This is a genomic window from Brevibacillus centrosporus (assembly GCF_046622605.1).
Classification (GTDB): Bacteria; Bacillota; Bacilli; order Brevibacillales; family Brevibacillaceae; genus Brevibacillus; species Brevibacillus centrosporus.
Map to the genome: position 1 here is coordinate 223,058 of NZ_CP176856.1, position 24,705 is coordinate 247,762.

The 24,705-nt window shown below is 48.8% G+C and carries 31 protein-coding genes and 1 other annotated feature (1 of these 32 running past the window's edge); of the genes, 30 read left to right on the forward strand and 1 reads right to left on the reverse strand.

Features of this window, described 5'->3' with window-relative positions:
• Positions 1-65, forward strand: a sequence feature (ribosomal protein L10 leader region); it begins 99 nt to the left of the window's first position.
• 25 nt (positions 66-90) lie between these two features.
• The 11 genes from rplJ (at position 91) to ACLIN2_RS01325 (ending at position 15,296) form a co-directional block, all read left to right on the forward strand.
• The gene (rplJ, locus tag ACLIN2_RS01275) at positions 91-606 is read left to right on the forward strand and encodes a 50S ribosomal protein L10 (RefSeq protein WP_122926754.1); all 516 of its coding nucleotides are present in this window, start codon (positions 91-93) and stop codon (positions 604-606) included.
• A gap of 56 nt (positions 607-662) precedes the next feature.
• Complete coding sequence (gene rplL / locus ACLIN2_RS01280) at positions 663-1,025, forward strand: 50S ribosomal protein L7/L12 (RefSeq protein ID WP_092276955.1); 363 nt, start codon at positions 663-665, stop codon at positions 1,023-1,025.
• A 122-nt stretch (positions 1,026-1,147) separates the two neighbouring features.
• Entirely contained in the window at positions 1,148-1,744 is a 597-nt protein-coding gene (locus ACLIN2_RS01285) for a class I SAM-dependent methyltransferase (RefSeq protein WP_092276958.1), read from the forward strand.
• Between the two features lie 307 nt (positions 1,745-2,051).
• Entirely contained in the window at positions 2,052-5,594 is a 3,543-nt protein-coding gene (rpoB, locus tag ACLIN2_RS01290; RefSeq protein ID WP_411503048.1) for a DNA-directed RNA polymerase subunit beta, read from the forward strand.
• Between the two features lie 29 nt (positions 5,595-5,623).
• Positions 5,624-9,250, forward strand: coding sequence for a DNA-directed RNA polymerase subunit beta' (rpoC, locus tag ACLIN2_RS01295; RefSeq protein ID WP_411503049.1), 3,627 nt, complete (start codon positions 5,624-5,626; stop codon positions 9,248-9,250).
• A 147-nt stretch (positions 9,251-9,397) separates the two neighbouring features.
• Positions 9,398-9,652: a 50S ribosomal protein L7ae-like protein gene (locus ACLIN2_RS01300; protein ID WP_092276967.1), complete on the forward strand. Its 255-nt coding sequence runs from the start codon at positions 9,398-9,400 to the stop codon at positions 9,650-9,652.
• 120 nt (positions 9,653-9,772) lie between these two features.
• On the forward strand, positions 9,773-10,216 hold the full coding sequence (gene rpsL / locus ACLIN2_RS01305; protein ID WP_005828873.1) for a 30S ribosomal protein S12: 444 nt from the start codon (positions 9,773-9,775) through the stop codon (positions 10,214-10,216).
• A 53-nt stretch (positions 10,217-10,269) separates the two neighbouring features.
• The gene (gene rpsG, locus ACLIN2_RS01310) at positions 10,270-10,740 is read left to right on the forward strand and encodes a 30S ribosomal protein S7 (protein ID WP_007716226.1); all 471 of its coding nucleotides are present in this window, start codon (positions 10,270-10,272) and stop codon (positions 10,738-10,740) included.
• 71 nt (positions 10,741-10,811) lie between these two features.
• Positions 10,812-12,890 (forward strand): elongation factor G, encoded by a 2,079-nt coding sequence (gene fusA, locus ACLIN2_RS01315; RefSeq protein WP_122926751.1) that lies wholly within the window; start codon positions 10,812-10,814, stop codon positions 12,888-12,890.
• 118 nt (positions 12,891-13,008) lie between these two features.
• Entirely contained in the window at positions 13,009-14,199 is a 1,191-nt protein-coding gene (gene tuf / locus ACLIN2_RS01320; RefSeq protein WP_092276973.1) for an elongation factor Tu, read from the forward strand.
• Positions 14,200-14,360: 161 nt separating this feature from the next.
• Positions 14,361-15,296, forward strand: a complete 936-nt coding sequence (locus ACLIN2_RS01325; protein ID WP_122926750.1) for a DMT family transporter — start codon at positions 14,361-14,363, stop codon at positions 15,294-15,296.
• 9 nt (positions 15,297-15,305) lie between these two features.
• On the opposite strand, the gene ACLIN2_RS01330 is transcribed toward ACLIN2_RS01325, so the two are convergent.
• A complete protein-coding gene (locus ACLIN2_RS01330; protein ID WP_122961535.1) occupies positions 15,306-15,704 on the reverse strand; it encodes a globin in 399 nt (132 codons plus the stop codon).
• Positions 15,705-16,062: 358 nt separating this feature from the next.
• Between ACLIN2_RS01330 and rpsJ the strand changes: the two genes are divergently transcribed.
• The 19 genes from rpsJ (at position 16,063) to rpsE (ending at position 24,695) form a co-directional block, all read left to right on the forward strand.
• Complete coding sequence (rpsJ, locus tag ACLIN2_RS01335) at positions 16,063-16,371, forward strand: 30S ribosomal protein S10 (protein ID WP_005828858.1); 309 nt, start codon at positions 16,063-16,065, stop codon at positions 16,369-16,371.
• Positions 16,372-16,520: 149 nt separating this feature from the next.
• Positions 16,521-17,150, forward strand: a complete 630-nt coding sequence (gene rplC, locus ACLIN2_RS01340; protein ID WP_092276984.1) for a 50S ribosomal protein L3 — start codon at positions 16,521-16,523, stop codon at positions 17,148-17,150.
• 20 nt (positions 17,151-17,170) lie between these two features.
• Positions 17,171-17,794, forward strand: a complete 624-nt coding sequence (gene rplD, locus ACLIN2_RS01345) for a 50S ribosomal protein L4 (RefSeq protein ID WP_092276987.1) — start codon at positions 17,171-17,173, stop codon at positions 17,792-17,794.
• Positions 17,794-18,084 carry a 50S ribosomal protein L23 gene (gene rplW / locus ACLIN2_RS01350; protein ID WP_007716243.1) on the forward strand — a complete coding sequence of 97 codons (291 nt, stop codon included), beginning with the start codon at positions 17,794-17,796 and terminating at the stop codon, positions 18,082-18,084. The genes rplD and rplW overlap by 1 nt, the downstream gene beginning before the upstream one ends.
• A gap of 32 nt (positions 18,085-18,116) precedes the next feature.
• Positions 18,117-18,947 carry a 50S ribosomal protein L2 gene (gene rplB / locus ACLIN2_RS01355; protein ID WP_092276990.1) on the forward strand — a complete coding sequence of 277 codons (831 nt, stop codon included), beginning with the start codon at positions 18,117-18,119 and terminating at the stop codon, positions 18,945-18,947.
• A gap of 49 nt (positions 18,948-18,996) precedes the next feature.
• Positions 18,997-19,278: a 30S ribosomal protein S19 gene (gene rpsS / locus ACLIN2_RS01360; RefSeq protein WP_092276993.1), complete on the forward strand. Its 282-nt coding sequence runs from the start codon at positions 18,997-18,999 to the stop codon at positions 19,276-19,278.
• A gap of 29 nt (positions 19,279-19,307) precedes the next feature.
• A complete protein-coding gene (rplV, locus tag ACLIN2_RS01365; protein WP_092276996.1) occupies positions 19,308-19,640 on the forward strand; it encodes a 50S ribosomal protein L22 in 333 nt (110 codons plus the stop codon).
• 13 nt (positions 19,641-19,653) lie between these two features.
• Entirely contained in the window at positions 19,654-20,316 is a 663-nt protein-coding gene (gene rpsC / locus ACLIN2_RS01370) for a 30S ribosomal protein S3 (protein ID WP_005828842.1), read from the forward strand.
• 2 nt (positions 20,317-20,318) lie between these two features.
• Complete coding sequence (rplP, locus tag ACLIN2_RS01375) at positions 20,319-20,753, forward strand: 50S ribosomal protein L16 (protein WP_007787078.1); 435 nt, start codon at positions 20,319-20,321, stop codon at positions 20,751-20,753.
• On the forward strand, positions 20,743-20,940 hold the full coding sequence (gene rpmC / locus ACLIN2_RS01380) for a 50S ribosomal protein L29 (protein WP_092276999.1): 198 nt from the start codon (positions 20,743-20,745) through the stop codon (positions 20,938-20,940). Before rplP ends, rpmC begins: the two co-directional genes overlap by 11 nt.
• Positions 20,941-20,962: 22 nt before the next feature.
• Positions 20,963-21,229 carry a 30S ribosomal protein S17 gene (rpsQ, locus tag ACLIN2_RS01385; RefSeq protein ID WP_411503050.1) on the forward strand — a complete coding sequence of 89 codons (267 nt, stop codon included), beginning with the start codon at positions 20,963-20,965 and terminating at the stop codon, positions 21,227-21,229.
• A gap of 41 nt (positions 21,230-21,270) precedes the next feature.
• Complete coding sequence (rplN, locus tag ACLIN2_RS01390) at positions 21,271-21,639, forward strand: 50S ribosomal protein L14 (protein WP_092277005.1); 369 nt, start codon at positions 21,271-21,273, stop codon at positions 21,637-21,639.
• A 49-nt stretch (positions 21,640-21,688) separates the two neighbouring features.
• Positions 21,689-22,003, forward strand: a complete 315-nt coding sequence (rplX, locus tag ACLIN2_RS01395; protein ID WP_092277008.1) for a 50S ribosomal protein L24 — start codon at positions 21,689-21,691, stop codon at positions 22,001-22,003.
• A gap of 27 nt (positions 22,004-22,030) precedes the next feature.
• A complete protein-coding gene (rplE, locus tag ACLIN2_RS01400) occupies positions 22,031-22,573 on the forward strand; it encodes a 50S ribosomal protein L5 (RefSeq protein ID WP_092277011.1) in 543 nt (180 codons plus the stop codon).
• A gap of 24 nt (positions 22,574-22,597) precedes the next feature.
• Positions 22,598-22,783 carry a type Z 30S ribosomal protein S14 gene (locus ACLIN2_RS01405; protein WP_007716256.1) on the forward strand — a complete coding sequence of 62 codons (186 nt, stop codon included), beginning with the start codon at positions 22,598-22,600 and terminating at the stop codon, positions 22,781-22,783.
• Between the two features lie 27 nt (positions 22,784-22,810).
• The gene (gene rpsH, locus ACLIN2_RS01410) at positions 22,811-23,209 is read left to right on the forward strand and encodes a 30S ribosomal protein S8 (protein ID WP_092277014.1); all 399 of its coding nucleotides are present in this window, start codon (positions 22,811-22,813) and stop codon (positions 23,207-23,209) included.
• A gap of 38 nt (positions 23,210-23,247) precedes the next feature.
• Complete coding sequence (gene rplF, locus ACLIN2_RS01415; protein ID WP_092277017.1) at positions 23,248-23,784, forward strand: 50S ribosomal protein L6; 537 nt, start codon at positions 23,248-23,250, stop codon at positions 23,782-23,784.
• A 32-nt stretch (positions 23,785-23,816) separates the two neighbouring features.
• Positions 23,817-24,179, forward strand: coding sequence for a 50S ribosomal protein L18 (gene rplR, locus ACLIN2_RS01420; protein ID WP_047074697.1), 363 nt, complete (start codon positions 23,817-23,819; stop codon positions 24,177-24,179).
• Between the two features lie 18 nt (positions 24,180-24,197).
• Positions 24,198-24,695, forward strand: coding sequence for a 30S ribosomal protein S5 (gene rpsE, locus ACLIN2_RS01425; protein ID WP_055746222.1), 498 nt, complete (start codon positions 24,198-24,200; stop codon positions 24,693-24,695).
• Positions 24,696-24,705 lie beyond the last annotated feature (10 nt).

Below are 24,705 nucleotides of genomic sequence, written 5' to 3' on the forward strand. Positions count from 1 at the left end.
GCTTTCCTTTGACGATATAGCATTATGCCCTCGTGAATGTCTGCGAGGGCATTCTTCATTTTCTAGGATAGAGCACGGGAGGTGTAAACAATGGCAGAAATTCGTCCAACCGTTATTCGTGAAGAGAAAGTACAAGCGATCAACGAAATCGCTGGCAAATTGCGTGATAGCCAAACCACAGTAGTGGCTGACTACCGCGGTCTGACTGTAGCCCAAGTTACTGAGCTCCGCAAACAATTGCGTGAAGCAGGTGTTGAGTTCCAGGTGTTGAAAAACTCCCTGACTCGCTTGGCTACTGAGAAGGAAAGCCTGACTGAACTGGATCAATATCTGACTGGCCCGAACGCTTTGGCGTTCTCCAAAGATGATATCATCGCTCCAGCGAAGATCATTGCTGAATTCGCGAAGAAAAACGACAAGCTGGAAATCAAAGGTGGCGTAATCGAAGGTAAAGTTGTTGGTGCTGAACAAATCAAAGCACTGGCTTCCCTACCATCCCGCGAAGGTCTCCTTTCCATGCTTCTCTCCGTCCTGCAAGCTCCAATGCGCAACGTTGCACTGGCAGTCAAAGCAGTGGCAGAACAAAAAGAAGGTCAAGGCGCGTAATCGTCTGATCGGCTAGTAACAACTAAAAACTTTTCCTTGAATGGGAGGATTTCAAAATGTCTAAAGAGCAAATCTTGGAAGCCATCAAAGGCATGTCCGTTCTCGAACTGAACGATCTGGTAAAAGCAATTGAAGACGAATTCGGTGTTACTGCTGCAGCTCCTGTAGCTGTAGTTGCTGGTGGCGCTGCTGAAGCTGCTGCTGAGCAAACTGAATTCACTGTAAACCTGGTAAGCGGCGGCGCTTCCAAAATCAACGTAATCAAAGTTGTTCGTGAGCTGACTGGTCTGGGTCTGAAAGAAGCAAAAGACCTGGTAGACAACGCTCCAAAAACACTCAAAGAGGGCGTTTCCAAAGACGAAGCAGAAGCTCTCAAAGCGAAACTCGAAGAAGCTGGCGCACAAGTAGAAGTAAAGTAAGTTAGCTTCCCAATGGAAATCCCCTTGCCTGCGGCAGGGGGATTTTCTGTACAGATAGGAATCCTGTATTCCTGTCCGGCACCATTTGCTTTTGTATGGATGAAGAAAGGTGGATCACACAAGTGTCAGATCACTACTACACCAGTCGACCAGGTGCTGCGCATGACGAACAGCAATTTTCTTTTCTACTACGAGGGTATGAGCTTCGCTTTTATACGGATGCGGGTGTCTTTTCCCGAGATCGGATTGACTTCGGGAGTGTCCTGCTCATTGAAAATATGAAAGTGGCTCCCCATGCGCGCGTGCTCGATGTGGGTTGTGGTTATGGGCCCATCGGCTTGACTGCTGCAAAACTCGCTGCGCAAGGCAAAGTGACCATGATTGATGTAAATGAGCGTGCCGTTCATTTGGCTCGGCGAAATGCAGAAGGCAACGGCATCAAAAATGTCGATATCCGCGTAAGTGATGTTTACAGCGAGGTACAAGGCGAAACGTTTGATGTCATCTTGACCAACCCCCCGATTCGCGCAGGTAAGGAGATCGTGCATCGGATCTTTACCGAAGGATACGAGCTGCTTGCTGAAGGCGGAGAGATGTGGGTGGTCATCCAGAAAAAGCAGGGTGCCCCGTCAGCATTAAAGAAACTGCAAGAAACGTATCGGGAAGTAGAAGAAGTAGACCGTTCCAAAGGCTACTCCATTTTTCGGGCAGTGAAATAGTCAAGATTCAGTTCTTAGAAAAGTTTTCTTGACGCGTATATTTCATTGTGGTAGCATTATAAAATGTCAATATGGGATAAATGTCTATTTTTCAGTAATTCCCTGTCTGTCAAGCATTTTCTTCTTTTTTCCTTTGGGAGGAATGTTCGAGTAAAAACATGGGAATTCTTTTAAAATAGAGTTTCTCTGGGTTAAAAATGGTCTTACTGGTTTAACCCATTTTTCTATTTGAGGCATTCGTCTGCGATTTAAGCTGATTGAATGCCAAGTTTCTATGTGTGAAAACACAACCTGAGGGGTGAATAAGTTGGCAGGTAAAGTGATTCAAAGTGGCCGACACCGCCAGCGTCGTACGTATTCACGTATTAACGAAGTGCTGGGCCTTCCAAATCTCATCGAGATTCAGCAAAAGTCCTACCAATGGTTCCTTGATGAGGGTCTGCGTGAGATGTTCCAAGACATTTCGCCAATCCAGGACTTCACTGGCAATCTCGTGCTGGAGTTTATCGACTACAGCTTGGGAGAGCCGAAGTACGATGTTGACGAGTCGAAAGAACGTGACGTCACCTATGCGGCGCCTCTGCGTGTGAAGGTACGTTTGTTGAACAAAGAGACGGGAGAAGTGAAGGAACAAGAAGTCTTCATGGGGGATTTCCCGCTCATGACCGAAACGGGAACCTTCATTATTAACGGGGCTGAGCGTGTCATTGTCAGCCAGCTTGTTCGTTCCCCCAGTGTATATTACAACACCAAAGTGGACAAAAACGGCAAGCAGACGTTTACAGCAACTGTAATCCCGAACCGGGGTGCATGGCTGGAGTTGGAGACCGATGCGAAAGACGTCATTTATGTCCGCATCGACCGTACGCGAAAAATCCCGGTAACGGTCCTTTTGCGTGCGCTGGGCTTTGGTTCTGACATCGAGATCCTCAACTTGCTGGGTGAAGACGAGTACATCAAGAACACGCTGGAAAAAGACAATACGGACTCTACCGAGAAAGCGCTGATCGAAATCTATGAGCGCCTTCGTCCAGGTGAGCCGCCAACAGTCGAGAACGCGAAGAGCCTGTTGATCTCTCGCTTCTTCGATCCAAAGCGTTATGACCTCGCTTCTGTTGGTCGTTACAAAATGAACAAAAAGCTTCATCTGAAAAACCGTCTGTACAATCAGCGTCTGGCGGAAACGTTGGTAGATACCAGTACGGGTGAGATTTTTGCCGAAGCCGGCCAAATGATCGACCGTCGTATCCTGGATCGTATCCTGCCAGGTCTGGAAGAGAGCATCAACTTCATTGATGTTCGTACACATGGCGGTGTTCTGGAAGATGAAGCGATTCATCTGCAATCCATTAATATTTTCTCTCCGATTGAAGATGGCAAGATCATCAAGGTAATCGGAAACGGAAATGTAGATAAATCGTTCAAACACATTACGCCTTCTGATATCGTAGCAGCGATCAACTACTTCATGAACCTGCTGCACGGCGTAGGTTCGACAGACGATATTGACCACTTGGGTAACCGTCGTCTGCGTTCCGTGGGTGAGCTCTTGCAGAACCAGTTCCGTATCGGGCTTTCCCGTATGGAGCGCGTAGTACGTGAGCGCATGTCCATCCAGGACCAGAACCAGATCACGCCGCAAGCTCTGATCAACATCCGTCCAGTGATCGCATCACTGAAGGAGTTCTTCGGTAGCTCGCAGCTGTCTCAGTTCATGGACCAAACCAACCCGCTTGCTGAGCTGACGCACAAACGCCGTCTCTCTGCACTCGGACCAGGTGGTTTGACTCGCGAGCGCGCGGGCTTTGAAGTGCGCGACGTTCACCATTCCCACTACGGTCGTATGTGTCCAATTGAAACGCCAGAGGGTCCAAACATTGGTTTGATCAACTCCCTGTCGTCCTTTGCGCGCATCAACGACTACGGCTTTATCGAAACACCTCGTCGCAAGGTAGACCCTGAGACTGGTTACGTTTTAACCGATATCAGCTACCTGACAGCCGATGAAGAAGACGTGTTCAACGTGGCTCAGGCGAACCAACCACTCGATGAAGTGGGGCGCTTTGTAAATGACATGGTTATTTGTCGACGTAAGGGCGAGATTCTGAGCGTACCACGTGACAAAGTTGACTTCATGGACGTATCGCCTAAGCAGGTTGTGTCTGTAGCGACCGCTTTGATTCCGTTCCTGGAAAACGATGACGCCAACCGCGCACTGATGGGTTCCAACATGCAGCGGCAGGCCGTTCCGCTTTTGATTCCACAAGCACCGTTCGTCGGTACGGGTATGGAGCATAAAGCAGCACAGGATTCCGGGGTAGCGATCGTAGCCAAGCATCCGGGTCAAGTGGAACGCGTGACTGCCCGCGAGATCTGGATTCGTCGTTACAAGGAAATCGACGGCAAGAAGGTTGCTGGCGATGTCGACAAATATAAAATGCATAAATTTATCCGCTCCAACCAAGGTACGTGCATCAACCAACGCCCGATTGTAAACCGCGGCGACTGGATTGAAAAAGGCGATATCATTGGTGACGGTCCATCCACCGAAAAAGGTGAATTGGCTCTCGGTCGTAACGTGATTGTCGCGTTTATGACATGGGAAGGGTACAACTACGAAGATGCGATTCTTCTTTCTGAGAAACTGGTAAAAGACGACGTTTATACGTCTATCCATATCGAAGAATACGAATCCGAAGCTCGCGACACCAAGCTCGGTCCGGAAGAAATCACTCGCGACATCCCGAACGTAGGGGAAGACGCGCTGAAAAACCTGGACGAACGCGGTATTATCCGCGTCGGTGCGGAAATTCAGGACGGCGACATTCTGGTAGGTAAGGTTACTCCTAAAGGGGTTACTGAGCTGACAGCAGAAGAGCGACTCCTGCACGCGATCTTTGGTGAAAAAGCACGTGAAGTCCGCGATACTTCCCTGCGCGTGCCGCATGGTGGTTCCGGTATCATCGTAGACGTAAAAGTATTTACCCGCGAGAACGGCGACGAGCTGCCTCCTGGCGTAAACCAACTGGTACGCGTCTACATCGCCCAAAAACGGAAAATTTCCGTGGGTGACAAAATGGCGGGACGCCACGGTAACAAAGGGGTTATCGCCCGTATCATGCCTGAAGAAGACATGCCATTCTTGCCAGATGGTTCTCCAGTAGAGATCGTACTCAACCCATTGGGCGTACCTTCTCGGATGAACATCGGTCAGGTTCTTGAGACTCACCTCGGTATGGCAGCCAAGCTTCTCGGTATCCACGTGGCGACACCGGTATTTGACGGTGCACGTCAGGCGGAAGTGTTCGAGACATTGGAAGAAGCCGGTTTGGACCGCGACGGTAAAACCATTTTGTACGATGGTCGTACAGGTGAACCGTTCGATCGTCGTGTAACAGTCGGTTGCGTATACATGCTGAAACTGGCTCACTTGGTGGATGACAAAATCCACGCCCGTTCTACGGGACCATACTCGCTCGTTACGCAGCAGCCATTGGGTGGTAAAGCTCAATTTGGTGGACAGCGTTTTGGGGAGATGGAGGTTTGGGCACTGGAAGCATACGGTGCTGCCTACACCTTGCAAGAGATCCTTACTGTCAAGTCCGATGACGTCGTGGGCCGCGTGAAAACGTACGAAGCGATCGTGAAAGGGGAAAACGTTCCAGAGCCAGGAGTTCCTGAGTCCTTCAAAGTATTGATCAAGGAACTGCAAAGCTTGGGTATGGACGTGAAGATCCTGTCCGGTGACGAGCAAGAGATCGAAATGCGTGAAATGGAAGACGAGGATGAGGGCAGCGGTGAAAAACTGAACCTCGTACTCGAAGGCGGAAGCTTGAACGACGACGAGTAAGATTCCGGTACAAAGGGAGGTAACGCCCTGTGATAGACGTGAACAACTTCGAATATATGAAGATCGGCTTGGCTTCCCCCGATAAGATCCGTTCGTGGTCTTTCGGGGAAGTCAAAAAGCCGGAGACGATCAACTACCGTACGCTGAAACCGGAAAAAGACGGCTTGTTCTGCGAACGCATCTTTGGACCAACCAAAGACTGGGAATGTCATTGCGGTAAGTACAAGCGCGTTCGTTATAAAGGGGTCGTGTGCGATCGTTGCGGCGTGGAAGTGACTCGCGCCAAAGTACGTCGTGAGCGCATGGGGCACATTGAGCTGGCTGCCCCAGTTTCTCACATCTGGTATTTCAAAGGGATTCCAAGCCGTATGGGTCTGGTTCTCGACATGTCTCCTCGTTCCCTGGAAGAAGTCATCTACTTTGCTTCTTATGTAGTAACGGATCCAGGTGACACCCCTCTCGATAAAAAGCAGCTGCTCTCCGAAAAAGAGTACCGCAACTATCGTGAGAAATACGGCCACTCCTTCCAAGCGATGATGGGTGCAGAAGCGATCAAGCGTCTGCTTGCAGAAATCGATTTGGATAAAGATGTGGAAACGTTGAAAGAAGATCTGAAAACGGCACAAGGACAACGCCGCAACCGTGCGATCAAACGTCTGGAAGTACTCGAGGCTTTCCGCAACTCCGGTAACCACCCGGATTGGATGGTGTTGGATGTACTCCCAGTGATCCCGCCAGAGCTTCGTCCGATGGTTCAATTGGATGGTGGCCGTTTCGCTACCTCCGACCTGAATGATCTGTACCGTCGTGTGATCAACCGGAACAACCGTCTGAAGCGTCTGCTTGAGCTGGGTGCTCCTGACATCATCGTTCAAAACGAAAAACGGATGCTGCAAGAAGCAGTAGACGCGCTTATCGATAACGGCCGTCGCGGTCGTCCAGTAACAGGACCGGGTAACCGTCCATTGAAATCCCTCAGCCACATGCTGAAAGGGAAGCAAGGACGTTTCCGTCAAAACCTGCTCGGTAAACGTGTTGACTACTCTGGTCGTTCCGTTATCGTAGTAGGACCAAACCTGAAGATGTATCAGTGCGGTTTGCCAAAAGAAATGGCACTCGAGCTCTTCAAACCGTTCGTGATGAAAGAGCTGGTGGCAAAAGGCCTCGCTCACAACATCAAGAGCGCCAAGCGCAAGGTAGAACGCGTTCAGCCAGAAGTATGGGACGTTCTCGAAGACGTGATTCGCGAGCATCCTGTTCTGTTGAACCGCGCCCCCACCTTGCACCGTCTGGGTATCCAGGCGTTCGAACCAGTATTGGTTGAAGGTCGCGCAATTCGTCTGCATCCGCTCGTATGTACTGCATACAACGCGGACTTCGACGGTGACCAAATGGCTGTTCACGTTCCGTTGTCCGCAGAGGCGCAAGCAGAAGCGCGTATCCTCATGCTGGCAGCGCAAAATATCTTGAACCCGAAAGACGGCAAACCAGTAGTAACGCCATCCCAGGACATGGTGCTTGGTTCCTACTACTTGACGTTGGAGAGGGAAGGCGATCGCGGTGAAGGTACGATCTATCGTGATCCGCACGATGCTATTGCTGCGTATCAACAAGGCTTCGTAAGCCTGCAGACACGTATTGCGATCCCTGCGAAAAGCCTGAAGAAAACGAGCTTTACTGAACGCCAGCAGAACGCGCTTCTCGTAACGACTGTAGGGAAAGTGATCTTCAACGAAATCTTCCCTCCAGAGCTGCCGTTCATTAATGCTCCTACAAAATCTAACCTGCAAAACATGGTTCCGGATGAGTACTTTATTTTCGAAAAAGGTACGAATGTGAAAGAGTTTATCAAAGCTCTTCCAGATCCGGGTGCTGTGAAAAAAGGATTCTTGGGTACCATCATTTCTGAGTGCTTCCGTCGCTTCGGTACGATGAAATCCTCGATGATCCTCGATAAAATCAAAGAGCTGGGCTTTACGTACTCCACGAAAGCCGGTATCACGATTGCGGTCGCGGACATTGCCGTACCAGGTAAGAAGAAAGACATCCTCGATGAAGCCGATGCAAAAGTTGCGACTGTCATGACGCAGTTCCGTCGCGGTTTGATCACCGAAGACGAGCGCTATGACCGCGTTATCTCCATCTGGTCCAAAGCCAAGGACGAGGTAACTGAAGTGTTGATGAAATCGATGGATAAGTTCAACGCGATCTTTATGATGGCGAACTCCGGTGCCCGTGGTAACGTATCCCAGATCACTCAGCTGGCTGGTATGCGCGGTCTGATGGCAAACCCATCCGGTCGAATCATCGAGTTGCCGATTAAATCGAACTTCCGTGAAGGTCTGACCGTATTGGAGTACTTTATCTCCACGCACGGTGCGCGGAAAGGTCTCGCCGATACGGCACTGCGTACTGCGGACTCGGGTTATCTGACTCGTCGTCTCGTAGACGTTGCCCAAGACGTGATCGTCCGCGAAAGAGATTGCGGAACGGATAAAGGTATTCGCGTTACAGCGATCAAGGATGGTAAAGAAGAAATCGAGAAGCTGTCTGACCGTCTCATCGGACGTACATGCTTTGAGACACTGCGTCATCCTGTAACAAAAGAAGTGATTATCGGCCGCAACGAGGAGATTTCCGAAGAGGTAGCCGAGTATATCGAGAATGAAGGCATTACAGAAGTATATATCCGTAACGTACTTGCTTGCCGTACCAGCCATGGTGTCTGCAAATTGTGTTACGGACGCAACCTGGCAACAGGAGCCGAAGTGGAAGTTGGGGAAGCGGTTGGTATTATCGCGGCTCAATCCATTGGTGAGCCGGGTACCCAGCTGACTATGCGTACCTTCCATACCGGTGGGGTTGCGGGAGACGACATCACCCAAGGTTTGCCGCGTATTCAAGAGCTTTTCGAAGCGCGTAATCCGAAAGGGCAAGCAGTTATCTCCGAAATCGACGGGGAAGTGGTCGATATTCGCGAAGGTAAAGATCGTCGAGAAATCGAAGTTCGTGGGGACGCAGAAAATAAAGTGTACGCAGCTCCGTACGGTTCCCGTATCAAGGTAAGTGTTGGTGCGAAACTGAATGCTGGGGATGAGCTCACTGAAGGTTCTGTTGACCCGAAAGAAATGCTGAAAGTTCGCGGCATGCGCGGCGTTTCCAACTACATCTTGCAAGAGGTACAAAAGGTATACCGTATGCAAGGGGTAGAAATTAACGACAAGCACGTTGAGGTTATGATTCGTCAGATGCTCCGCAAACTGCGTGTCATCGACAGTGGCGATACGGACCTCTTGCCAGGCTCTTATGTAGAAGTACCTGAGTTTGAGCAAGCGAACGCAAAAGTATTGATCGAAGGAAGAAATCCAGCAGTAGGTCGTCCGGTTCTGTTGGGGATTACCAAAGCGTCCCTGGAAACCGACTCCTTCCTGTCGGCAGCTTCTTTCCAAGAAACGACTCGTGTTCTTACCGATGCAGCGATCAAAGGAAAAGTTGACCGCTTGCTGGGTCTGAAAGAGAACGTAATTATTGGGAAACTGGTACCAGCTGGTACAGGTATGTCTCGCTACCGCAATATCAAAGTAGCAAGTCAAGTAGATTACGAAGCAGAGCTTGAGGCGCTGAACGCGCAGCAAGAAGCAGTTTCTGTAGAGTAATCATGGCAAAGCGCCCATGCTGCTACGTGGGCGCTTTCCAAATCTTGCTATCGCAAATAAAAGTAGTCGGGCAGTTGACATCCAAAAGCCCACCTGATATTATATTCAAGTGTGCCTGACATCTGTACTTTGGAGGATATGAAAATCATGTCTTATGAAAAAGTAGAGCGGGCCAAGGAGTTAACGATCGGTATCAAGCAAACGATTAAAGCTGTAGAACACCAACAGGTAGAAGCGGTTTACATCGCCATTGATGCTGATAAGCGTTTGACCCAAAAAGTCGAGCTCCTTTGCAAAGAGAAGGGTGTTCCAGTCATTCATGTAGATTCCATGCGTCGATTAGGCAAAGCGTGCGGAATCGAAGTGGGAGCAGCTACGGCTGCGATTAAAAAGAGTGGTTGACGATGTTTTTGTCCGTGTTTACACGTTGCGTAGGTTTGGACAAGGACTTTCTATTTGACCCAAAATGACTCACCTGGATCTGTGGTCTTGAGATTGGGTATTAAGAAGGGAGGTAACATCATGCCTACAATTAACCAATTGGTACGTAAAGGTCGCGAGGATAAGGTTGTGAAGTCGAAGTCCCCAGCTCTTCAAAAAGGGTACAACAGCTTCAAGAAATCCCAAACCAACCAAAGCTCTCCTCAAAAACGTGGTGTTTGCACCCGTGTAGGTACCATGACTCCGAAAAAACCAAACTCCGCGTTGCGTAAATACGCTCGTGTGCGTTTGACTAACGGTATCGAGGTAACAGCTTACATCGGTGGTATTGGCCACAACCTGCAAGAGCATAGCGTCGTGCTTGTGCGCGGCGGTCGTGTAAAAGACTTGCCAGGGGTACGCTACCATATCGTTCGTGGTGCTCTTGACACTGCTGGTGTGAACAACCGTAAACAAGGTCGTTCCAAGTACGGTACTAAACGTCCAAAACCAGGTCAAGCAGCTGCAGCAGCGAAAAAGAAATAAGAAAACGCCCGTGAGTTGGCGTGAATTGATAACGAAAAGAAGGAGGGAATACGATGCCTCGTAAAGGTCCTGTAACCCGTCGTGACGTGCTGCCTGACCCTATTCACAACAGCAAGTTGGTTACTCGTTTGATTAACCGTCTGATGTTGGATGGTAAGCGCGGTGTAGCTCAGAACATTCTCTACAACGCATTTGACATCATCCAGGAGCGCACAGGTCGCAACCCGATGGAAGTTTTCGAAGAAGCACTGAAAAACGTAATGCCAGTACTGGAAGTAAAAGCTCGCCGTGTAGGTGGTGCTAACTACCAAGTACCAATCGAAGTAAAACCGGAGCGCCGCACCACTCTTGGTCTGCGTTGGATGGTTAACTACTCCCGTAACCGCGGTGAGAAAACCATGGAACAACGCCTGGCTAACGAGATCATGGATGCTGCTAACAACACCGGTGCAGCAGTGAAAAAGCGTGAAGACACGCACAAGATGGCTGAAGCGAACAAAGCGTTTGCTCACTATCGCTGGTAGGAAATTGAATCGGGTGTCCGTCTTGGATACCCGTTTATTCAAAAACACGAGTATGGAAGGAGCATACCTGAATGGCTCGCGAGTTCTCTTTGCCGAATACGCGTAATATCGGTATCATGGCTCACATCGATGCTGGTAAAACGACAACGACTGAGCGTATTCTGTTCTACACTGGTCGCGTTCATAAGATTGGTGAGGTGCACGAAGGTGCAGCTACCATGGACTGGATGGAACAAGAGCAAGAGCGCGGTATCACCATCACTTCGGCTGCTACTACTGCTCAATGGAATGGTCATCGAATCAACATTATCGACACACCAGGCCACGTAGACTTCACTGTAGAAGTTGAGCGCTCCCTGCGCGTTCTTGACGGTGCTGTTACCGTTTTTGACGCAAAAGGTGGCGTTGAGCCGCAAACCGAAACTGTATGGCGCCAAGCTGACCGCTATGGCGTACCGCGTATGTGCTACATCAACAAAATGGATATTCTGGGTGCTAACTTCGAAATGACCCTGGGCCAGATCAAAACTCGCCTGGGTGCAAATCCAGTAGCTATTCAATATCCAATCGGTGCAGAAGACCATTTCAAAGGCATGGTTGACCTGATCGAAATGAAGGCAATCGTGTACACGGATGACTTGGGTAAAACTTCTGATTCCACAGAAATCCCTGCTGATCTGAAAGAAAGATGTGATGAGCTTCGTCTCGCATTGGTTGAAGCAGCAGCAGAACAAGACGAAGAGCTCATGATGAAGTACTTGGAAGGCGAAGAGCTGACCAACGACGAAATCCGTGCTGCTCTGCGTAAAGGTACAATTGAGTGCAAACTGACTCCTGTAATGTGCGGTTCTTCTTACCGTAACAAAGGTGTTCAGCCTATGCTCGACAACGTAGTTACTTATCTGCCATCTCCGGTAGATATCCCAGCAATCAAAGGTACTCTGCCTGACACTGAAGACGAAGTTGAACGTCCTGCTGACGACAACGGTCCGTTCTCTGCTCTTGCTTTCAAGATCATGACTGACCCGTACGTAGGCCGTCTGACTTTCTTCCGCGTTTACTCTGGCGTACTGAACTCCGGTTCTTACGTTCTGAACTCTACTAAAGGTAAACGTGAACGTGTAGGTCGTATCCTGCAAATGCACGCAAACCACCGTGAAGAGATCCAAACGGTTTACTCCGGTGACATTGCTGCAGCTGTAGGTTTGAAAGATACCACAACTGGTGACACTCTGTGCGATGAAAAGTCTCCTGTAATCCTGGAGTCCATGGAATTCCCAGAGCCTGTTATCTCTGTTGCGATTGAACCAAAATCCAAAGCAGACCAAGACAAGATGGGTATCGGCCTGTCCAAGCTGGCTGAAGAGGATCCAACGTTCCGTACGCGCACAGACGAAGAGACTGGTCAAACAATCATCTCCGGTATGGGTGAGCTTCACCTGGAGATCATCGTTGACCGTCTGAAACGCGAATTTAAAGTCGAGTCGAACGTAGGTGCACCACAAGTTGCTTACCGCGAGACATTCCGCAAAGAAGCAAAAGTGGAAGGTAAATTCGTTCGTCAGTCCGGTGGTCGTGGTCAATACGGTCACGTTTGGGTGGAGTTCGCTCCTCTCGAACCAGGTCAAGGCTTCCAATTCGAAAACAAAATCGTCGGTGGTGTAGTACCGCGTGAATACATCCCTGCTGTTCAAGCGGGTATCGAAGAATCGATGAAAAATGGTGTTATCGCCGGCTTCCCGCTGGTTGATATCAAAGCTACTATCGTAGACGGTAGCTACCATGATGTCGACTCCTCCGAGATGGCATTTAAAGTAGCAGGTTCTCTCGCTCTGAAAGAAGCTGCGAAAAAATGTGGCGCAGTATTGCTCGAGCCAATCATGAAAGTAGAAGTTACAATGCCAGAAGAGTACATGGGCGACGTAATGGGCGACCTGAACTCCCGCCGCGGTCGTATCGAAGGTATGGAAGCTCGTGCAAACGCACAAGTTATCCGTGCAATGGTACCACTGTCCGAGATGTTTGGTTACTCCACAATTCTTCGTTCCCGTACCCAAGGCCGTGGCGTTTACTCCATGGTGCTCGACCACTACGAAGAAGTACCGAAATTCATCGCTGAAGAAATCGTTAAGAAATCCAAAGGCGAATAATTTCTGGTTCGACTTTATCTTGAAACAGGAAAGGTTTACAATATTGAAGGGACAACCCCGGATAGGGTAAACCTTTCTTCAACACATATACCCTTATATATAAGGAGGCTTTTCTCTCATGGCAAAAGCGAAATTTGAACGGAATAAACCACACGTTAACATCGGTACTATTGGTCACGTTGACCATGGTAAAACTACCCTGACTGCTGCTATTACAACTGTATTGGCACAACAAGGTAAAGCACAAGCTATGAACTATGCTGCAATTGACGCTGCTCCAGAAGAAAAAGAGCGCGGTATCACAATCAACACTGCACACGTTGAGTATGAAACTGACAACCGTCACTATGCACACGTTGACTGCCCTGGTCACGCGGACTATGTGAAAAACATGATTACTGGTGCTGCTCAAATGGACGGCGCAATCCTGGTTGTATCCGCAGCTGATGGCCCAATGCCACAAACTCGCGAACACATCCTGTTGTCCAAACAAGTAGGTGTACCATACATCGTAGTATTCATGAACAAATGCGACATGGTAGACGATGAAGAGTTGTTGGAACTGGTTGAAATGGAAATCCGTGACTTGCTGTCCCAATACGACTTCCCAGGTGACGACACTCCAGTAATCAAAGGTTCTGCTAAAGAAGCTTTGGATAACCCAACTGGTGACTGGGCTAAGAAAATCGCTGAGTTGATGGACGCTGTTGACAGCTACATCCCAACTCCTGAGCGTGCAACTGACAAGCCTTTCTTGATGCCTGTAGAGGACGTGTTCACGATCACTGGTCGTGGTACAGTTGCTACTGGTCGCGTAGAGCGCGGTGTAGTTAAAGTTGGTGACCAAGTTGAAATCATCGGCTTGGCTGAAGAAACTAAAAACACAACTGTAACTGGTGTTGAGATGTTCCGCAAATTGCTGGATTCCGCTCAAGCTGGTGACAACATCGGTGCTTTGCTGCGCGGTGTTGACCGTAAAGACATCGAGCGTGGACAATGCTTGGCGAAACCAGGTTCCGTTAAGCCTTACACCAAGTTCAAAGCAGAAGTTTACGTTCTGTCCAAAGAAGAAGGCGGACGTCACACTCCTTTCTTTGCTAACTACCGTCCACAATTCTACTTCCGTACAACTGACGTAACAGGTATCATCCAACTGCCAGAAGGCGTTGAAATGATCATGCCTGGCGACAACACTGAGTTCACTGTTGAACTGATCGCTCCAGTAGCGATGGAACAAGGTACTCGCTTCGCTATCCGCGAAGGTGGCCGTACAGTAGGCGCTGGCGTTGTAGCTTCCATCGAAGCTTAATTGATTGAAAGAAGAACCCGACAACCTCGTGTTGTCGGGTTTTTTACTTTTTGTTACCTTCCATTTATCGGATTTTTTCATGACTCCCATCAAAATGATTCAGCCAGAGGGATTGTGGGAATGTGCTACAATACGATCAGGATTTGGATGGGGGAAGAGAGATGAAAAACAAAGAGCGATTATTGTTTGTCATGCTGGCTGGGGTAGTGACACTCTGGGGCTTGAATGTCGTGATGGTCAAGTATCTAACCATGTTTCCGCCGATGTATGTAGCGGCGATCCGGATGACCATTGCAGGGGTCTTTTTAGCACCGATTCTTCTTCAGTACCGAAAAAGCCTGCGAATTGGGTGGGCCAATTGGCTGTTAGCTGCAGGGGTAGGAGCAACCTCGATTGCTCTTCATCAAATTACATTGGCAACTGGAGTACAGTACACATCTGCGGGAAATGCATCGCTGATTTTAGGACTGAATCCTCTGGCAACGGCTTTGCTTGCGATGGTGTTATTGGGGGAAGGAATGTCCTGGCGTAAAGCATGGGGAATTGCGATTGGTTTTGCGGGAGTATTAATCGTAGTCATTTCTCAGCATGGCGGCATTCATGTGAATGGATGGGGAGACGCCATTATGTTTTTCTCCATGCTGATGTATGTGGCAGGTGGACTACTAATTCGAAAGCTCTCCTTACGAGGAGTACCGGTCTTATTAATCACGGTACTGTCACAGTGGTTCGGGGTCCTGTTTTTATGGATAGCCGCTTTAATGGTGCAGCCGGCTTCTTATTATATAGGTTTGGATGTAACGCCATTCCAATGGCTCGTGATTCTGACATCCGCTGTTCTTTCCACCGCTGTTGGTTCGGTGGGATGGAACTATGGGATTCGTCAACTCGGTGCAAGCAGAACGGCAGTATTTTTGAACGGAATGCCATTGGCTAGCTTGTTGTTCGCGGCTTTGTTTTTAGGGGAGCAGCTGCTACTGGTTCATTTACTGGCGTTACTAATGATTGTAGGTGGCGTCTATCTGGGATCGCGGAGTCAGCTAAAGCCGAATTCCGCCCCAGGTGTTGTACCGTCCGATATAACGACAAAAGCGTAGGGATACCCCCTACGCTTCTTCGTTTTGCTCCCATTGGTTAATCATATGGTGGGCAGTGAGTCGAAGTCTGTCAAAAATCTGTTGGCGAATGCCGCTTTCTATCCCTGTCTGATCCATAGCCTTCTCCATGCATTGCAGCCAAGCTGCTGCTTGATCAGCACCGATAGGAAAACGCATATGTCGAGCGCGCAGCATGGGATGGCCGTGGATGTCAGAGTAAAGGGTAGGCCCGCCTAAGAACTGCGTGAGAAACTGATACTGCCGTTCTTTGACGGGAGTCAGATCCTCAGGAAAAAGAGGAGCTAGATCCGGGTGACGTTTCACATGGTTATAAAAAATATCGACAAGACGAGCCAAAGTCTCAGCACCGCCAATGCGCTCATATGGGGTAAGGTTGTCCGTAGACATCGGGCACGTAACCTCCTTTGCATTGAAAAATCCACCCCTAGTATAACGTGTTTCTTCTATTATAGATAGCAGAGGGGCAAAGTTGGCAACCAATCCCGCTTGCGTTTTTTGGACGAGATCTGTAATATGGTCAAAGTGAGCCAATTGCGGTTCGCTCGCTTGTACAAAAAAAGTACGGAAGCCTAAGAAAAAACTTGCGTTGCCCAATGCTTTTTAGTACAATAGTGAATGTTGGTCATGGACTTGCGATGATGTGGGAGGTTGCTGACACACCCGGCCCCTTTGCCATGACCGGGGTGCAGGATATTTCCACGGAGAAATGTCTGTTTAGAAAATGGGCGAAAAAGGAGGGACTAAAATGGCAAAGCAAAAGATTCGTATTCGTTTGAAGGCGTATGATCACAAAATCCTGGATCAGTCTGCAGAGAAAATCGTAGACACTGCGAAGCGTTCCGGTGCAAATGTATCCGGTCCAATTCCACTCCCTACGGAGAAAGCTGTTTACACTATCCTGCGTGCGGTTCATAAGTACAAAGATTCTCGCGAGCAATTCGAGATGCGTACTCACAAGCGTTTGATCGACATTCTGAATCCTACACCACAAACAGTAGATGCTTTGATGCGTCTGGATCTGCCATCTGGCGTGGATATCGAGATCAAGCTGTAAGGTCCCAAAACGCGATACACGCGCAGGCGTTGTCTTGCTAAGCGTGTTATACCAAGCATCAAACCCCTGAAATGGCACCCCTGCGCATCGGTGGGGACTTGATACAACATTAAAACGTTTTGTTGAAATAAGCACAGGAGGTGGCACTAATGACCAAAGGAATCTTAGGGAAAAAACTTGGCATGACTCAAGTTTTTGGTCCGAACGGAACAGCGATTGCTGTAACGGTCATCGAGGCTGGTTCTAACGTAGTTCTCCAAAAGAAAGACCTGGAGAATGACGGTTATGAAGCAATTCAAATCGGCTTTGAAGACAAAAAAGAGCAGCGCGCTAACAAGCCGGAAAAAGGACATGCAGCGAAAGCTAACACTGCTCCTAAGCGCTTCGTTCGCGAAATTCGCGGAGTTAACCTCGCAGACTTTGAGGTTGGTCAAGAGTTGAAAGCTGACATTTTTGCTGAGGGAGAAATCGTTGACGTAGCTGGCGTATCCAAGGGTAAAGGTTTCCAAGGTGCGATCAAACGTCACAATCAATCCCGCGGTCCTATGGCTCACGGTTCGCGCTACCATCGCGGCCCAGGTTCTATGGGTGCTGTAGCTCCAAACCGCGTATTTAAAGGTCAAACACTGCCAGGTCAAATGGGTGGCGACAACGTAACCATTCAAAACCTGGAAGTAGTAAAAGTAGATGCTGAGCGTAACCTGATTCTCGTTAAAGGCTCCGTGCCTGGTCCGAAAAACAGCTGCGTATTGGTATCCACGGCAGTCAAGAAGAACTAGTTAGGAAAGGAGGAACTGACATGCCGAAAGTAGCTCTTTATAACCAATCCGGTTCTCAAGTTGGCGAAATCGAATTGGCAGACAGCGTGTTTGGTATCGAGCCTAACAGCGCAGTTCTGTTCGATGCGATCGTGATGCAGCAAGCATCCCAACGTCAAGGAACTCATGATGTAAAGAACCGCTCTGAAGTACGTGGTGGTGGCCGCAAGCCATGGCGCCAAAAAGGTACAGGTCGCGCACGCCAAGGTTCCATTCGCTCTCCGCAATGGAAAGGTGGCGGTGTTGTATTCGGTCCAACGCCGCGCAAATACGGTTACAAACTGAACCGTAAAGTTCGTCGTTTGGCTCTGAAATCCGCTCTGTCCACAAAAGTTCAAAACAATGAACTCTTGGTATTGGAAGCTCTGAATTTCGCAGCTCCTAAGACCAAAGAAATGACTGCTGTACTCAGCAGCCTGAAAGTAGATCGCAAAGTTCTGATCGTTACCTCCGAGTATGATCAAAACGTTGCTCTCTCTTCCCGCAACATCCCAGGTGCAAAAATCGTAGATGCTGCAGGCATTAACGTTCTGGATCTGGTAGCGCATGACAAAGTAATCGTGACGAAAGAAGCGGTTGCGAAAGTAGAGGAGGTGCTCGCATAATGAAGAGCCTTCATGATGTTCTTAAACGCCCTGTCATTACCGAGCGCACCACTGACATGATGGCTGAGAAAAAGTACGTTTTCGAAGTACCTCTCAAAGCCAACAAGACAGAAATCAAGCAAGCTGTTGAAAAAGTATTTGGCGTAAAAGTAGAAGCAGTTAACACCGTTCGTGTTCCTGCGAAACCAAAACGCTACGGAAAATACTCCGGTTACACCTCTGAGTGGAAGAAAGCGATCGTAAAGCTGACTGATGACAGCAAAGAATTGGCCTTCTACGAGGGAGTATAACCTCGACGACTACCGAAAAGGAGGGTATTAACATGGGTCTCAAGAAGTTTAAACCGACTTCTCCTGGTCGTCGCCAAATGACGGTTTCTACTTTCGAGGAGATTACTACTTCAACTCCCGAAAAATCCTTGCTCGCGCCTCTTTCCAAGAAAGCTGGCCGCAACAACCAAGGAAGAATTACCGTTCGTCATCAAGGTGGCGGTCACAAACGTAAATACCGTATTATCGACTTCAAGCGTAACAAAGATGGCATCGTAGGTCGCGTAGCTACTATCGAGTACGATCCAAACCGTTCCGCTAACATCGCACTGATCAACTATGCTGACGGTGAAAAACGTTACATCCTCGCTCCTCACAACCTGAAAGTGGGCGATGAGATCGTATCTGGTGCAGATGCCGACATCAAAATCGGTAACGCATTGCCACTGGAAAAAATTCCAGTTGGTACTACGATCCACAACATTGAGCTGAAACCTGGTAAAGGTGGCCAACTGGTTCGTGCAGCTGGTACATCCGCTCAATTGCTCGGTCGTGATGGTGAGTTCGTAATCGTACGCCTTTCTTCCGGTGAAACTCGCCGCATTCATAACGTATGCCGCGCTACCATCGGTCAAGTAGGTAACCTGGATCATGAATTGGTTAACATCGGTAAAGCGGGTCGTTCCCGTTGGTTGGGTATTCGTCCAACTGTACGTGGTAGCGTAATGAACCCTAACGATCACCCACACGGTGGTGGTGAAGGCCGCGCTCCAATCGGACGTAAAGCACCTGTTACTCCTTGGGGTAAACCAACTCTGGGTCTCAAGACTCGCAAGAAGAAGAACAAATCCGATCAATACATTATCCGCCGTCGCAAGAAATAAGCTAGGCTGATACTATAACCGAACGCCTTTGGCGAAGGGAGGTTCACTAATGGGACGTAGCTTAAAAAAGGGTCCTTTCGTGGATGACCACTTGATGAAAAAAGTTGACGAGCAAAATGAAAAGAACGAGAAGCGCGTGATCAAAACTTGGTCCCGTCGTTCCACCATCTTCCCTCAGTTCGTAGGACATACTTTTGCTGTGTACGATGGTCGTAAACATGTACCAGTGTATGTTTCGGAAGACATGGTTGGTCATAAATTGGGTGAATTCGCACCAACTCGTACCTTCAAGGGTCACGTCGACAACGACAAGAAATCCAAGAAGCGCTAATTTTCTCTTGACAGAGAGGAGGTACAAAGATGGAAGCAAAAGCAGTTGCTCGCAATATTCGCATCGCGTCTCGTAAAGTCCGCCTGGTGGTTGACTTGATCAGAGGCAAGCAAGTAGGTGAAGCTTTGGCGATCCTGAAACACACGCCTAAAGCAGCATCTCCAGTTGTTGAAAAGCTCCTGAAGTCGGCTATTGCAAACGCTGAGCACAACTATGAGCTGGATCCAAACAACCTCGTAGTGGGCAAAATCTTCGTAGACCAAGGTCCTACGTTGAAGCGTTTCCGTCCGCGCGCTATGGGCCGCGCTAGCCGCATCCATAAACGCACGAGCCACATCACCGTGGTACTAAACGAGAAATAAGGAGGGATTACGTGTGGGTCAAAAGGTAAGCCCGGTCGGTCTTCGTATCGGTGTCATCCGTGACTGGGAGTCCAAGTGGTACGCTGACAAGGACTTCGCGACACTGTTGCATGAAGACTTGAAAATCCGCAAGTTTGTAAAAGGGCGTCTGAAAGATGCTGCAGTATCCACAATCGAAATCGAGCGCGCAGCTAATCGCGTGAACGTTACGATTCACACCGCTAAGCCTGGTATGGTAATTGGTAAAGGTGGAGCAGAGGTAGAAATTCTGCGTAAATCCTTGACTGATCTGACTGGCAAGCGTGTACACATCAACATCAACGAAGTAAAACGTCCGGATCTGGATGCTACTCTGGTAGCTGAAAACATTGCACGCCAACTGGAAAACCGCATTTCCTTCCGCCGTGCGCAAAAGCAATCGATCACTCGTACGCTGCGCGCTGGTGCAAAAGGTATCAAAACCTTGGTTAGCGGTCGCCTTGGCGGTGCTGATATCGCACGTTCTGAAGGTTACAGCGAAGGTACAGTTCCTCTTCACACTCTGCGTGCTGACATCGACTACGGTACTGCTGAAGCACATACCACTTATGGTCGTATCGGTGTAAAAGTGTGGATCTATCGTGGAGAAGTCCTTCCGGCGAGAAAGAACGTCGCTACTGAGGAAGGAGGCAAGTAATCATGTTGACGCCAAAACGCGTGAAACACCGTAAACAACACCGCGGAAAAATGGCTGGTAACGCTAAAGGCGGTACTACTGTTGCGTTCGGTGAATACGGATTGCAAGCATTGGAACCATCTTGGGTAACAAACCGTCAAATCGAGGCAGCTCGTATTGCGATGACTCGTTACATCAAACGTGGTGGTAAGGTTTGGATTAAAATCTTCCCTGATAAACCAATTACGCAAAAGCCGCTCGAAGTACGGATGGGTTCCGGTAAAGGTTCTCCTGAGAAATGGGTAGCGGTAGTGAAACCAGGCAAGATCATGTTTGAACTTGCTGGCGTTCCTGAAGAAGTCGCTCGCGAAGCTATGCGTCTGGCTATGCACAAACTGCCTATCAAGTGCAAGTTCGTGAAGCGTGAAGAAGTGGGTGGTGACGCACATGAAGGCTAATGAGTACCGTAACTTGACCACTGCCGAGATCGAACAAAACGTCGCTTCTTTGAAAGAAGAGTTGTTCAACCTTCGTTTCCAGCTGGCTACGGGTCAACTCGAAACCACATCTCGCATTAAACAAGTGCGTAAGGATATCGCACGTGCGAAAACCATCCTGCGCCAGAGAGAATTGGGAATCGGCTAATTAAAGGAAGGAGGTTTGAACGATGACCGCAGAACGCAATATGCGTCGAACAGTTACTGGTCGCGTTGTTTCCGACAAGATGGATAAAACCATCGTTGTTCTGGTTGAAACTTACAAGACTCACCCGCTGTACGGAAAACGCATGAAATTCTCCAAAAAGTTCAAGGCTCACGACGAGAACAACACGGCAAAAGTGGGCGACATCGTAGAAATCATGGAAACACGTCCATTGTCCAAAGACAAACGTTTCCGTTTGGTACGTATCGTCGAAGAGGCAGTAATCGTATAAGTCAGATTTTCGGATATCAAATCCGAAAGGAGGAACAGTAAATGATCCAAACTCAGACGAGATTGGCTGTTGCTGACAACTCCGGTGCAAAGGAACTCATGTGCATCAAGGTTCTGGGTGGTTCCGGTCGCAAAACGGCGAACATCGGCGATGTTATCGTGTGCTCCGTTAAATCCGCTACACCCGGCGGCGTTGTCAAGAAAGGTCAAGTAGTTAAAGCGGTTGTAGTACGCACAGTAAGCGGCGTTCGTCGTCAGGATGGTTCTTACATCCGTTTCGATGAAAATGCAGCAGTAGTTATCAAAGACGACAGATCCCCACGTGGAACTCGTATCTTTGGACCTGTAGCTCGTGAGCTCCGCGACAAGGATTTCATGAAGATCATCTCTCTGGCTCCAGAGGTTATCTAATTGAACGGCAAAACTCAGGCAGTTTGTTCGATAGGAGGTGCACCAAGCGATGCACGTTAAAAAAGGCGACACTGTTATCGTAAATGCGGGTAAAGATAAAGGCAAAAAAGGTCGCGTTCTCGCTGCTTATCCGAAGAAAGAACGCGTTCTGGTTGAAGGTATCAACCTCGTTAAGAAACACAGCCGTCCGTCTCAAGCTAACCCGCAAGGTGGCATTGTGACTCAAGAAGCAGCGATTCACGTTTCCAATGTATCTTTGATCGATCCGAAGTCCGGAAAAGCTACTCGCATCGGTTACAAAGTATTGGAGAACGGCAAGAAAGTTCGGTACGCGAAAAAGTCTGGCGAAGTACTCGACAAGTAGTCAGGTTGGAAAGGAGGATGTCCTTAGATGGCAACAAGACTGAAAGAAAAGTATACCAATGAAATCGTGCCTGGCTTGATGAGCAAGTTTGCTTATACTTCCATCATGCAAGTGCCGAAAGTTGAAAAGATCATCATCAACATGGGTGTAGGCGAAGCGGTTGCTAACGCTAAATCCTTGGATACTGCGGTAGAAGACCTGCAAATCATCGCTGGTCAAAAACCTGTAGTAACACGCGCTAAGAAATCCATCGCTGGTTTCAAACTGCGTGAAGGTATGCCGATCGGTGCGAAGGTTACTCTGCGCGGCGAGCGTATGTACCACTTCCTCGACAAGCTGATGAACGTATCTCTTCCACGTGTACGTGACTTCCGTGGAATCTCTTCCAAGGCATTTGACGGCCGTGGTAACTACACACTTGGTCTGAAGGAACAACTGATCTTCCCTGAGATCGAGTACGATAAAATTGACAAGGTACGCGGTATGGACATCGTAATTGTCACTTCCGCGAAAACGGATGAGGAAGCACGTGAACTGCTGACTCAAATGGGTATGCCATTCCGTAAATAAACCCACTCGTAAGGAGGGAAGAATGTGGCAAAGAAATCAATGATCATCAAGCAACAGCGGGAGCCGAAGTTTGCAGTACGCGCGTACACTCGTTGCGAGCGTTGCGGACGTCCTCACTCCGTATTGCGCAAATTCAAACTCTGCCGTATTTGCTTCCGTGAACTTGCTTATAAAGGTCAAATTCCAGGCGTGAAAAAAGCAAGCTGGTAATTTGAAACGGGAAGGAGGTTTTCTCTCATGGTTATGACTGATCCAATCGCAGATATGTTGACACGCATTCGTAACGCCAACATGGTTCGCCACGAGAAAGTGGAAATCCCGGCGTCCACCATCAAGAAGGAAATCGCGCGCATTCTGAAAGAAGAAGGATTCATCCGCGATGCGGAGTTTGTTGAGGACAACAAACAAGGAATCATCCGCGTTTTCCTGAAGTACGGTGCTGAAAACGAGCGCGTAATCACAGGTCTGAAACGTATCTCCAAACCAGGTCTTCGTGTTTATGCAAAGAACAATGAAGTACCAAAGGTTTTGGGTGGCCTCGGTTGCGCAATCATCTCCACATCCGCTGGTGTGATGACGGACAAGCAAGCTCGTCAAGCAGCAGTTGGTGGAGAAGTACTCGCATACATTTGGTAATCCAACAGAATTGATAAATAGCACAGGAGGTGCACCACATGTCTCGTGTCGGTAGAAAACCGATCGTGGTACCTGCAGGCGTTACCCTCACTCTGAACGGAACTGAGCTGACGGTAAAGGGCCCTAAGGGTCAACTCGTTCGTAACTTTCATGAAGATATCAAAATCAACATCGCTGAGAATGAAGTAGTTGTTGAGCGTCCTAGCGACAACAAACTGCATCGTTCCCTTCACGGTACGACTCGTGCGCTTGTTGCCAACATGGTAAAAGGCGTATCGGAAGGCTTCACTCGCACTCTGGAACTGGTCGGTGTAGGTTACCGTGCAGCTAAATCCGGATCCGGTGTAACACTGTCTCTCGGTTTCTCCCATCCAGTTGAGGTAACTCCTGAAGCGGGTATTGAAATCGACGTGCCAAACCAAACCACTCTGGTGGTTAAAGGGATCAACAAAGAGCGCGTAGGTCAAGTTGCCGCTGAAATCCGTGCACTGCGCAAACCTGAGCCATACAAAGGTAAAGGTATCAAGTACAGTGATGAAGTGGTTCGTCGTAAAGAAGGTAAAAAAGGTAAATAAGCTTCTAGCTTCATGAGAAAGGAGGCCGCTTAATGTTTACGAAAGCTGATAAAAACAAAGCTCGGAAAAAACGTCACCTGCGCATCCGCAAACGCGTGATTGGTTCTACCATTCGCCCGCGTCTGAACGTGTTCCGTTCTTCTAAGCACATCTACGCTCAACTGATCGACGATGCAACTGGAGTAACTCTGGTATCTGCATCCTCTCTGGATAAAGAGCTGGGCCTGAAAAATGGCGCTAACGTGGAAGCTGCTACAGCTGTTGGTACACTGATCGCTAAGCGTGCACAAGAAAAAGGTGCAACTGAAGTGATTTTTGACCGCGGCGGTTACATCTATCATGGACGTATTAAAGCACTGGCAGAAGCAGCTCGCGAAGCTGGTCTGCAATTCTAACAACAAGGAGGGTAAGGAATGCGTATCGACCCTAGCAAATTAGAGCTCGAAGAAAAAGTAGTCGCTGTTAACCGTGTAGCTAAAACGGTTAAGGGTGGACGTCGTATGAGCTTTAGCGCCCTGGTTGTTGTGGGTGACCGTAACGGCCATGTAGGTGCTGGTATGGGTAAAGCTCAAGAGGTTCCAGACGCTATTCGCAAAGCGATTGACGACGCTAAGAAAAAACTGATCCGTGTACCAATGAGAGGAACGACTGTTCCGCACGAAGTACTGTGCCAATTTGGTGCTGGTAAAGTTCTCATCAAACCTGCTTCCGCCGGTACTGGTGTAATCGCAGGTGGACCTATCCGTGCCGTTCTTGAACTGGCTGGTGTAGGTGACGTTTTGAGTAAGTCTCTTGGTTCCAACAATCCTATCAACATGGTCAACGCTACGCTGGAGGGCCTGGGCCGTCTGAAAACAGCGGAAGATGTCGCGAAATTGCGCGGTAAGACTGTTGACGAGTTGTTGGGTTAATAAGGGAGGG

What these genes read in the sequence shown, in the direction of transcription:
- rplJ (WP_122926754.1), top strand. Translation starts at nt 91, where the DNA reads ATGGCAGAAATTCGTCCAACCGTTATTCGTGAAGAGAAAGTACAAGCG.
- rplL (WP_092276955.1), top strand. Translation starts at nt 663, where the DNA reads ATGTCTAAAGAGCAAATCTTGGAAGCCATCAAAGGCATGTCCGTTCTC.
- ACLIN2_RS01300 (WP_092276967.1), top strand. Translation starts at nt 9,398, where the DNA reads ATGTCTTATGAAAAAGTAGAGCGGGCCAAGGAGTTAACGATCGGTATC.
- rpsL (WP_005828873.1), top strand. Translation starts at nt 9,773, where the DNA reads ATGCCTACAATTAACCAATTGGTACGTAAAGGTCGCGAGGATAAGGTT.
- rpsG (WP_007716226.1), top strand. Translation starts at nt 10,270, where the DNA reads ATGCCTCGTAAAGGTCCTGTAACCCGTCGTGACGTGCTGCCTGACCCT.
- fusA (WP_122926751.1), top strand. Translation starts at nt 10,812, where the DNA reads ATGGCTCGCGAGTTCTCTTTGCCGAATACGCGTAATATCGGTATCATG.
- tuf (WP_092276973.1), top strand. Translation starts at nt 13,009, where the DNA reads ATGGCAAAAGCGAAATTTGAACGGAATAAACCACACGTTAACATCGGT.
- ACLIN2_RS01325 (WP_122926750.1), top strand. Translation starts at nt 14,361, where the DNA reads ATGAAAAACAAAGAGCGATTATTGTTTGTCATGCTGGCTGGGGTAGTG.
- ACLIN2_RS01330 (WP_122961535.1), bottom strand. Translation starts at nt 15,704, where the DNA reads ATGTCTACGGACAACCTTACCCCATATGAGCGCATTGGCGGTGCTGAG.
- rpsJ (WP_005828858.1), top strand. Translation starts at nt 16,063, where the DNA reads ATGGCAAAGCAAAAGATTCGTATTCGTTTGAAGGCGTATGATCACAAA.
- rplC (WP_092276984.1), top strand. Translation starts at nt 16,521, where the DNA reads ATGACCAAAGGAATCTTAGGGAAAAAACTTGGCATGACTCAAGTTTTT.
- rplD (WP_092276987.1), top strand. Translation starts at nt 17,171, where the DNA reads ATGCCGAAAGTAGCTCTTTATAACCAATCCGGTTCTCAAGTTGGCGAA.
- rplW (WP_007716243.1), top strand. Translation starts at nt 17,794, where the DNA reads ATGAAGAGCCTTCATGATGTTCTTAAACGCCCTGTCATTACCGAGCGC.
- rplB (WP_092276990.1), top strand. Translation starts at nt 18,117, where the DNA reads ATGGGTCTCAAGAAGTTTAAACCGACTTCTCCTGGTCGTCGCCAAATG.
- rpsS (WP_092276993.1), top strand. Translation starts at nt 18,997, where the DNA reads ATGGGACGTAGCTTAAAAAAGGGTCCTTTCGTGGATGACCACTTGATG.
- rplV (WP_092276996.1), top strand. Translation starts at nt 19,308, where the DNA reads ATGGAAGCAAAAGCAGTTGCTCGCAATATTCGCATCGCGTCTCGTAAA.
- rplP (WP_007787078.1), top strand. Translation starts at nt 20,319, where the DNA reads ATGTTGACGCCAAAACGCGTGAAACACCGTAAACAACACCGCGGAAAA.
- rpmC (WP_092276999.1), top strand. Translation starts at nt 20,743, where the DNA reads ATGAAGGCTAATGAGTACCGTAACTTGACCACTGCCGAGATCGAACAA.
- rpsQ (WP_411503050.1), top strand. Translation starts at nt 20,963, where the DNA reads ATGACCGCAGAACGCAATATGCGTCGAACAGTTACTGGTCGCGTTGTT.
- rplN (WP_092277005.1), top strand. Translation starts at nt 21,271, where the DNA reads ATGATCCAAACTCAGACGAGATTGGCTGTTGCTGACAACTCCGGTGCA.
- rplX (WP_092277008.1), top strand. Translation starts at nt 21,689, where the DNA reads ATGCACGTTAAAAAAGGCGACACTGTTATCGTAAATGCGGGTAAAGAT.
- rplE (WP_092277011.1), top strand. Translation starts at nt 22,031, where the DNA reads ATGGCAACAAGACTGAAAGAAAAGTATACCAATGAAATCGTGCCTGGC.
- rpsH (WP_092277014.1), top strand. Translation starts at nt 22,811, where the DNA reads ATGGTTATGACTGATCCAATCGCAGATATGTTGACACGCATTCGTAAC.
- rplF (WP_092277017.1), top strand. Translation starts at nt 23,248, where the DNA reads ATGTCTCGTGTCGGTAGAAAACCGATCGTGGTACCTGCAGGCGTTACC.
- rplR (WP_047074697.1), top strand. Translation starts at nt 23,817, where the DNA reads ATGTTTACGAAAGCTGATAAAAACAAAGCTCGGAAAAAACGTCACCTG.
- rpsE (WP_055746222.1), top strand. Translation starts at nt 24,198, where the DNA reads ATGCGTATCGACCCTAGCAAATTAGAGCTCGAAGAAAAAGTAGTCGCT.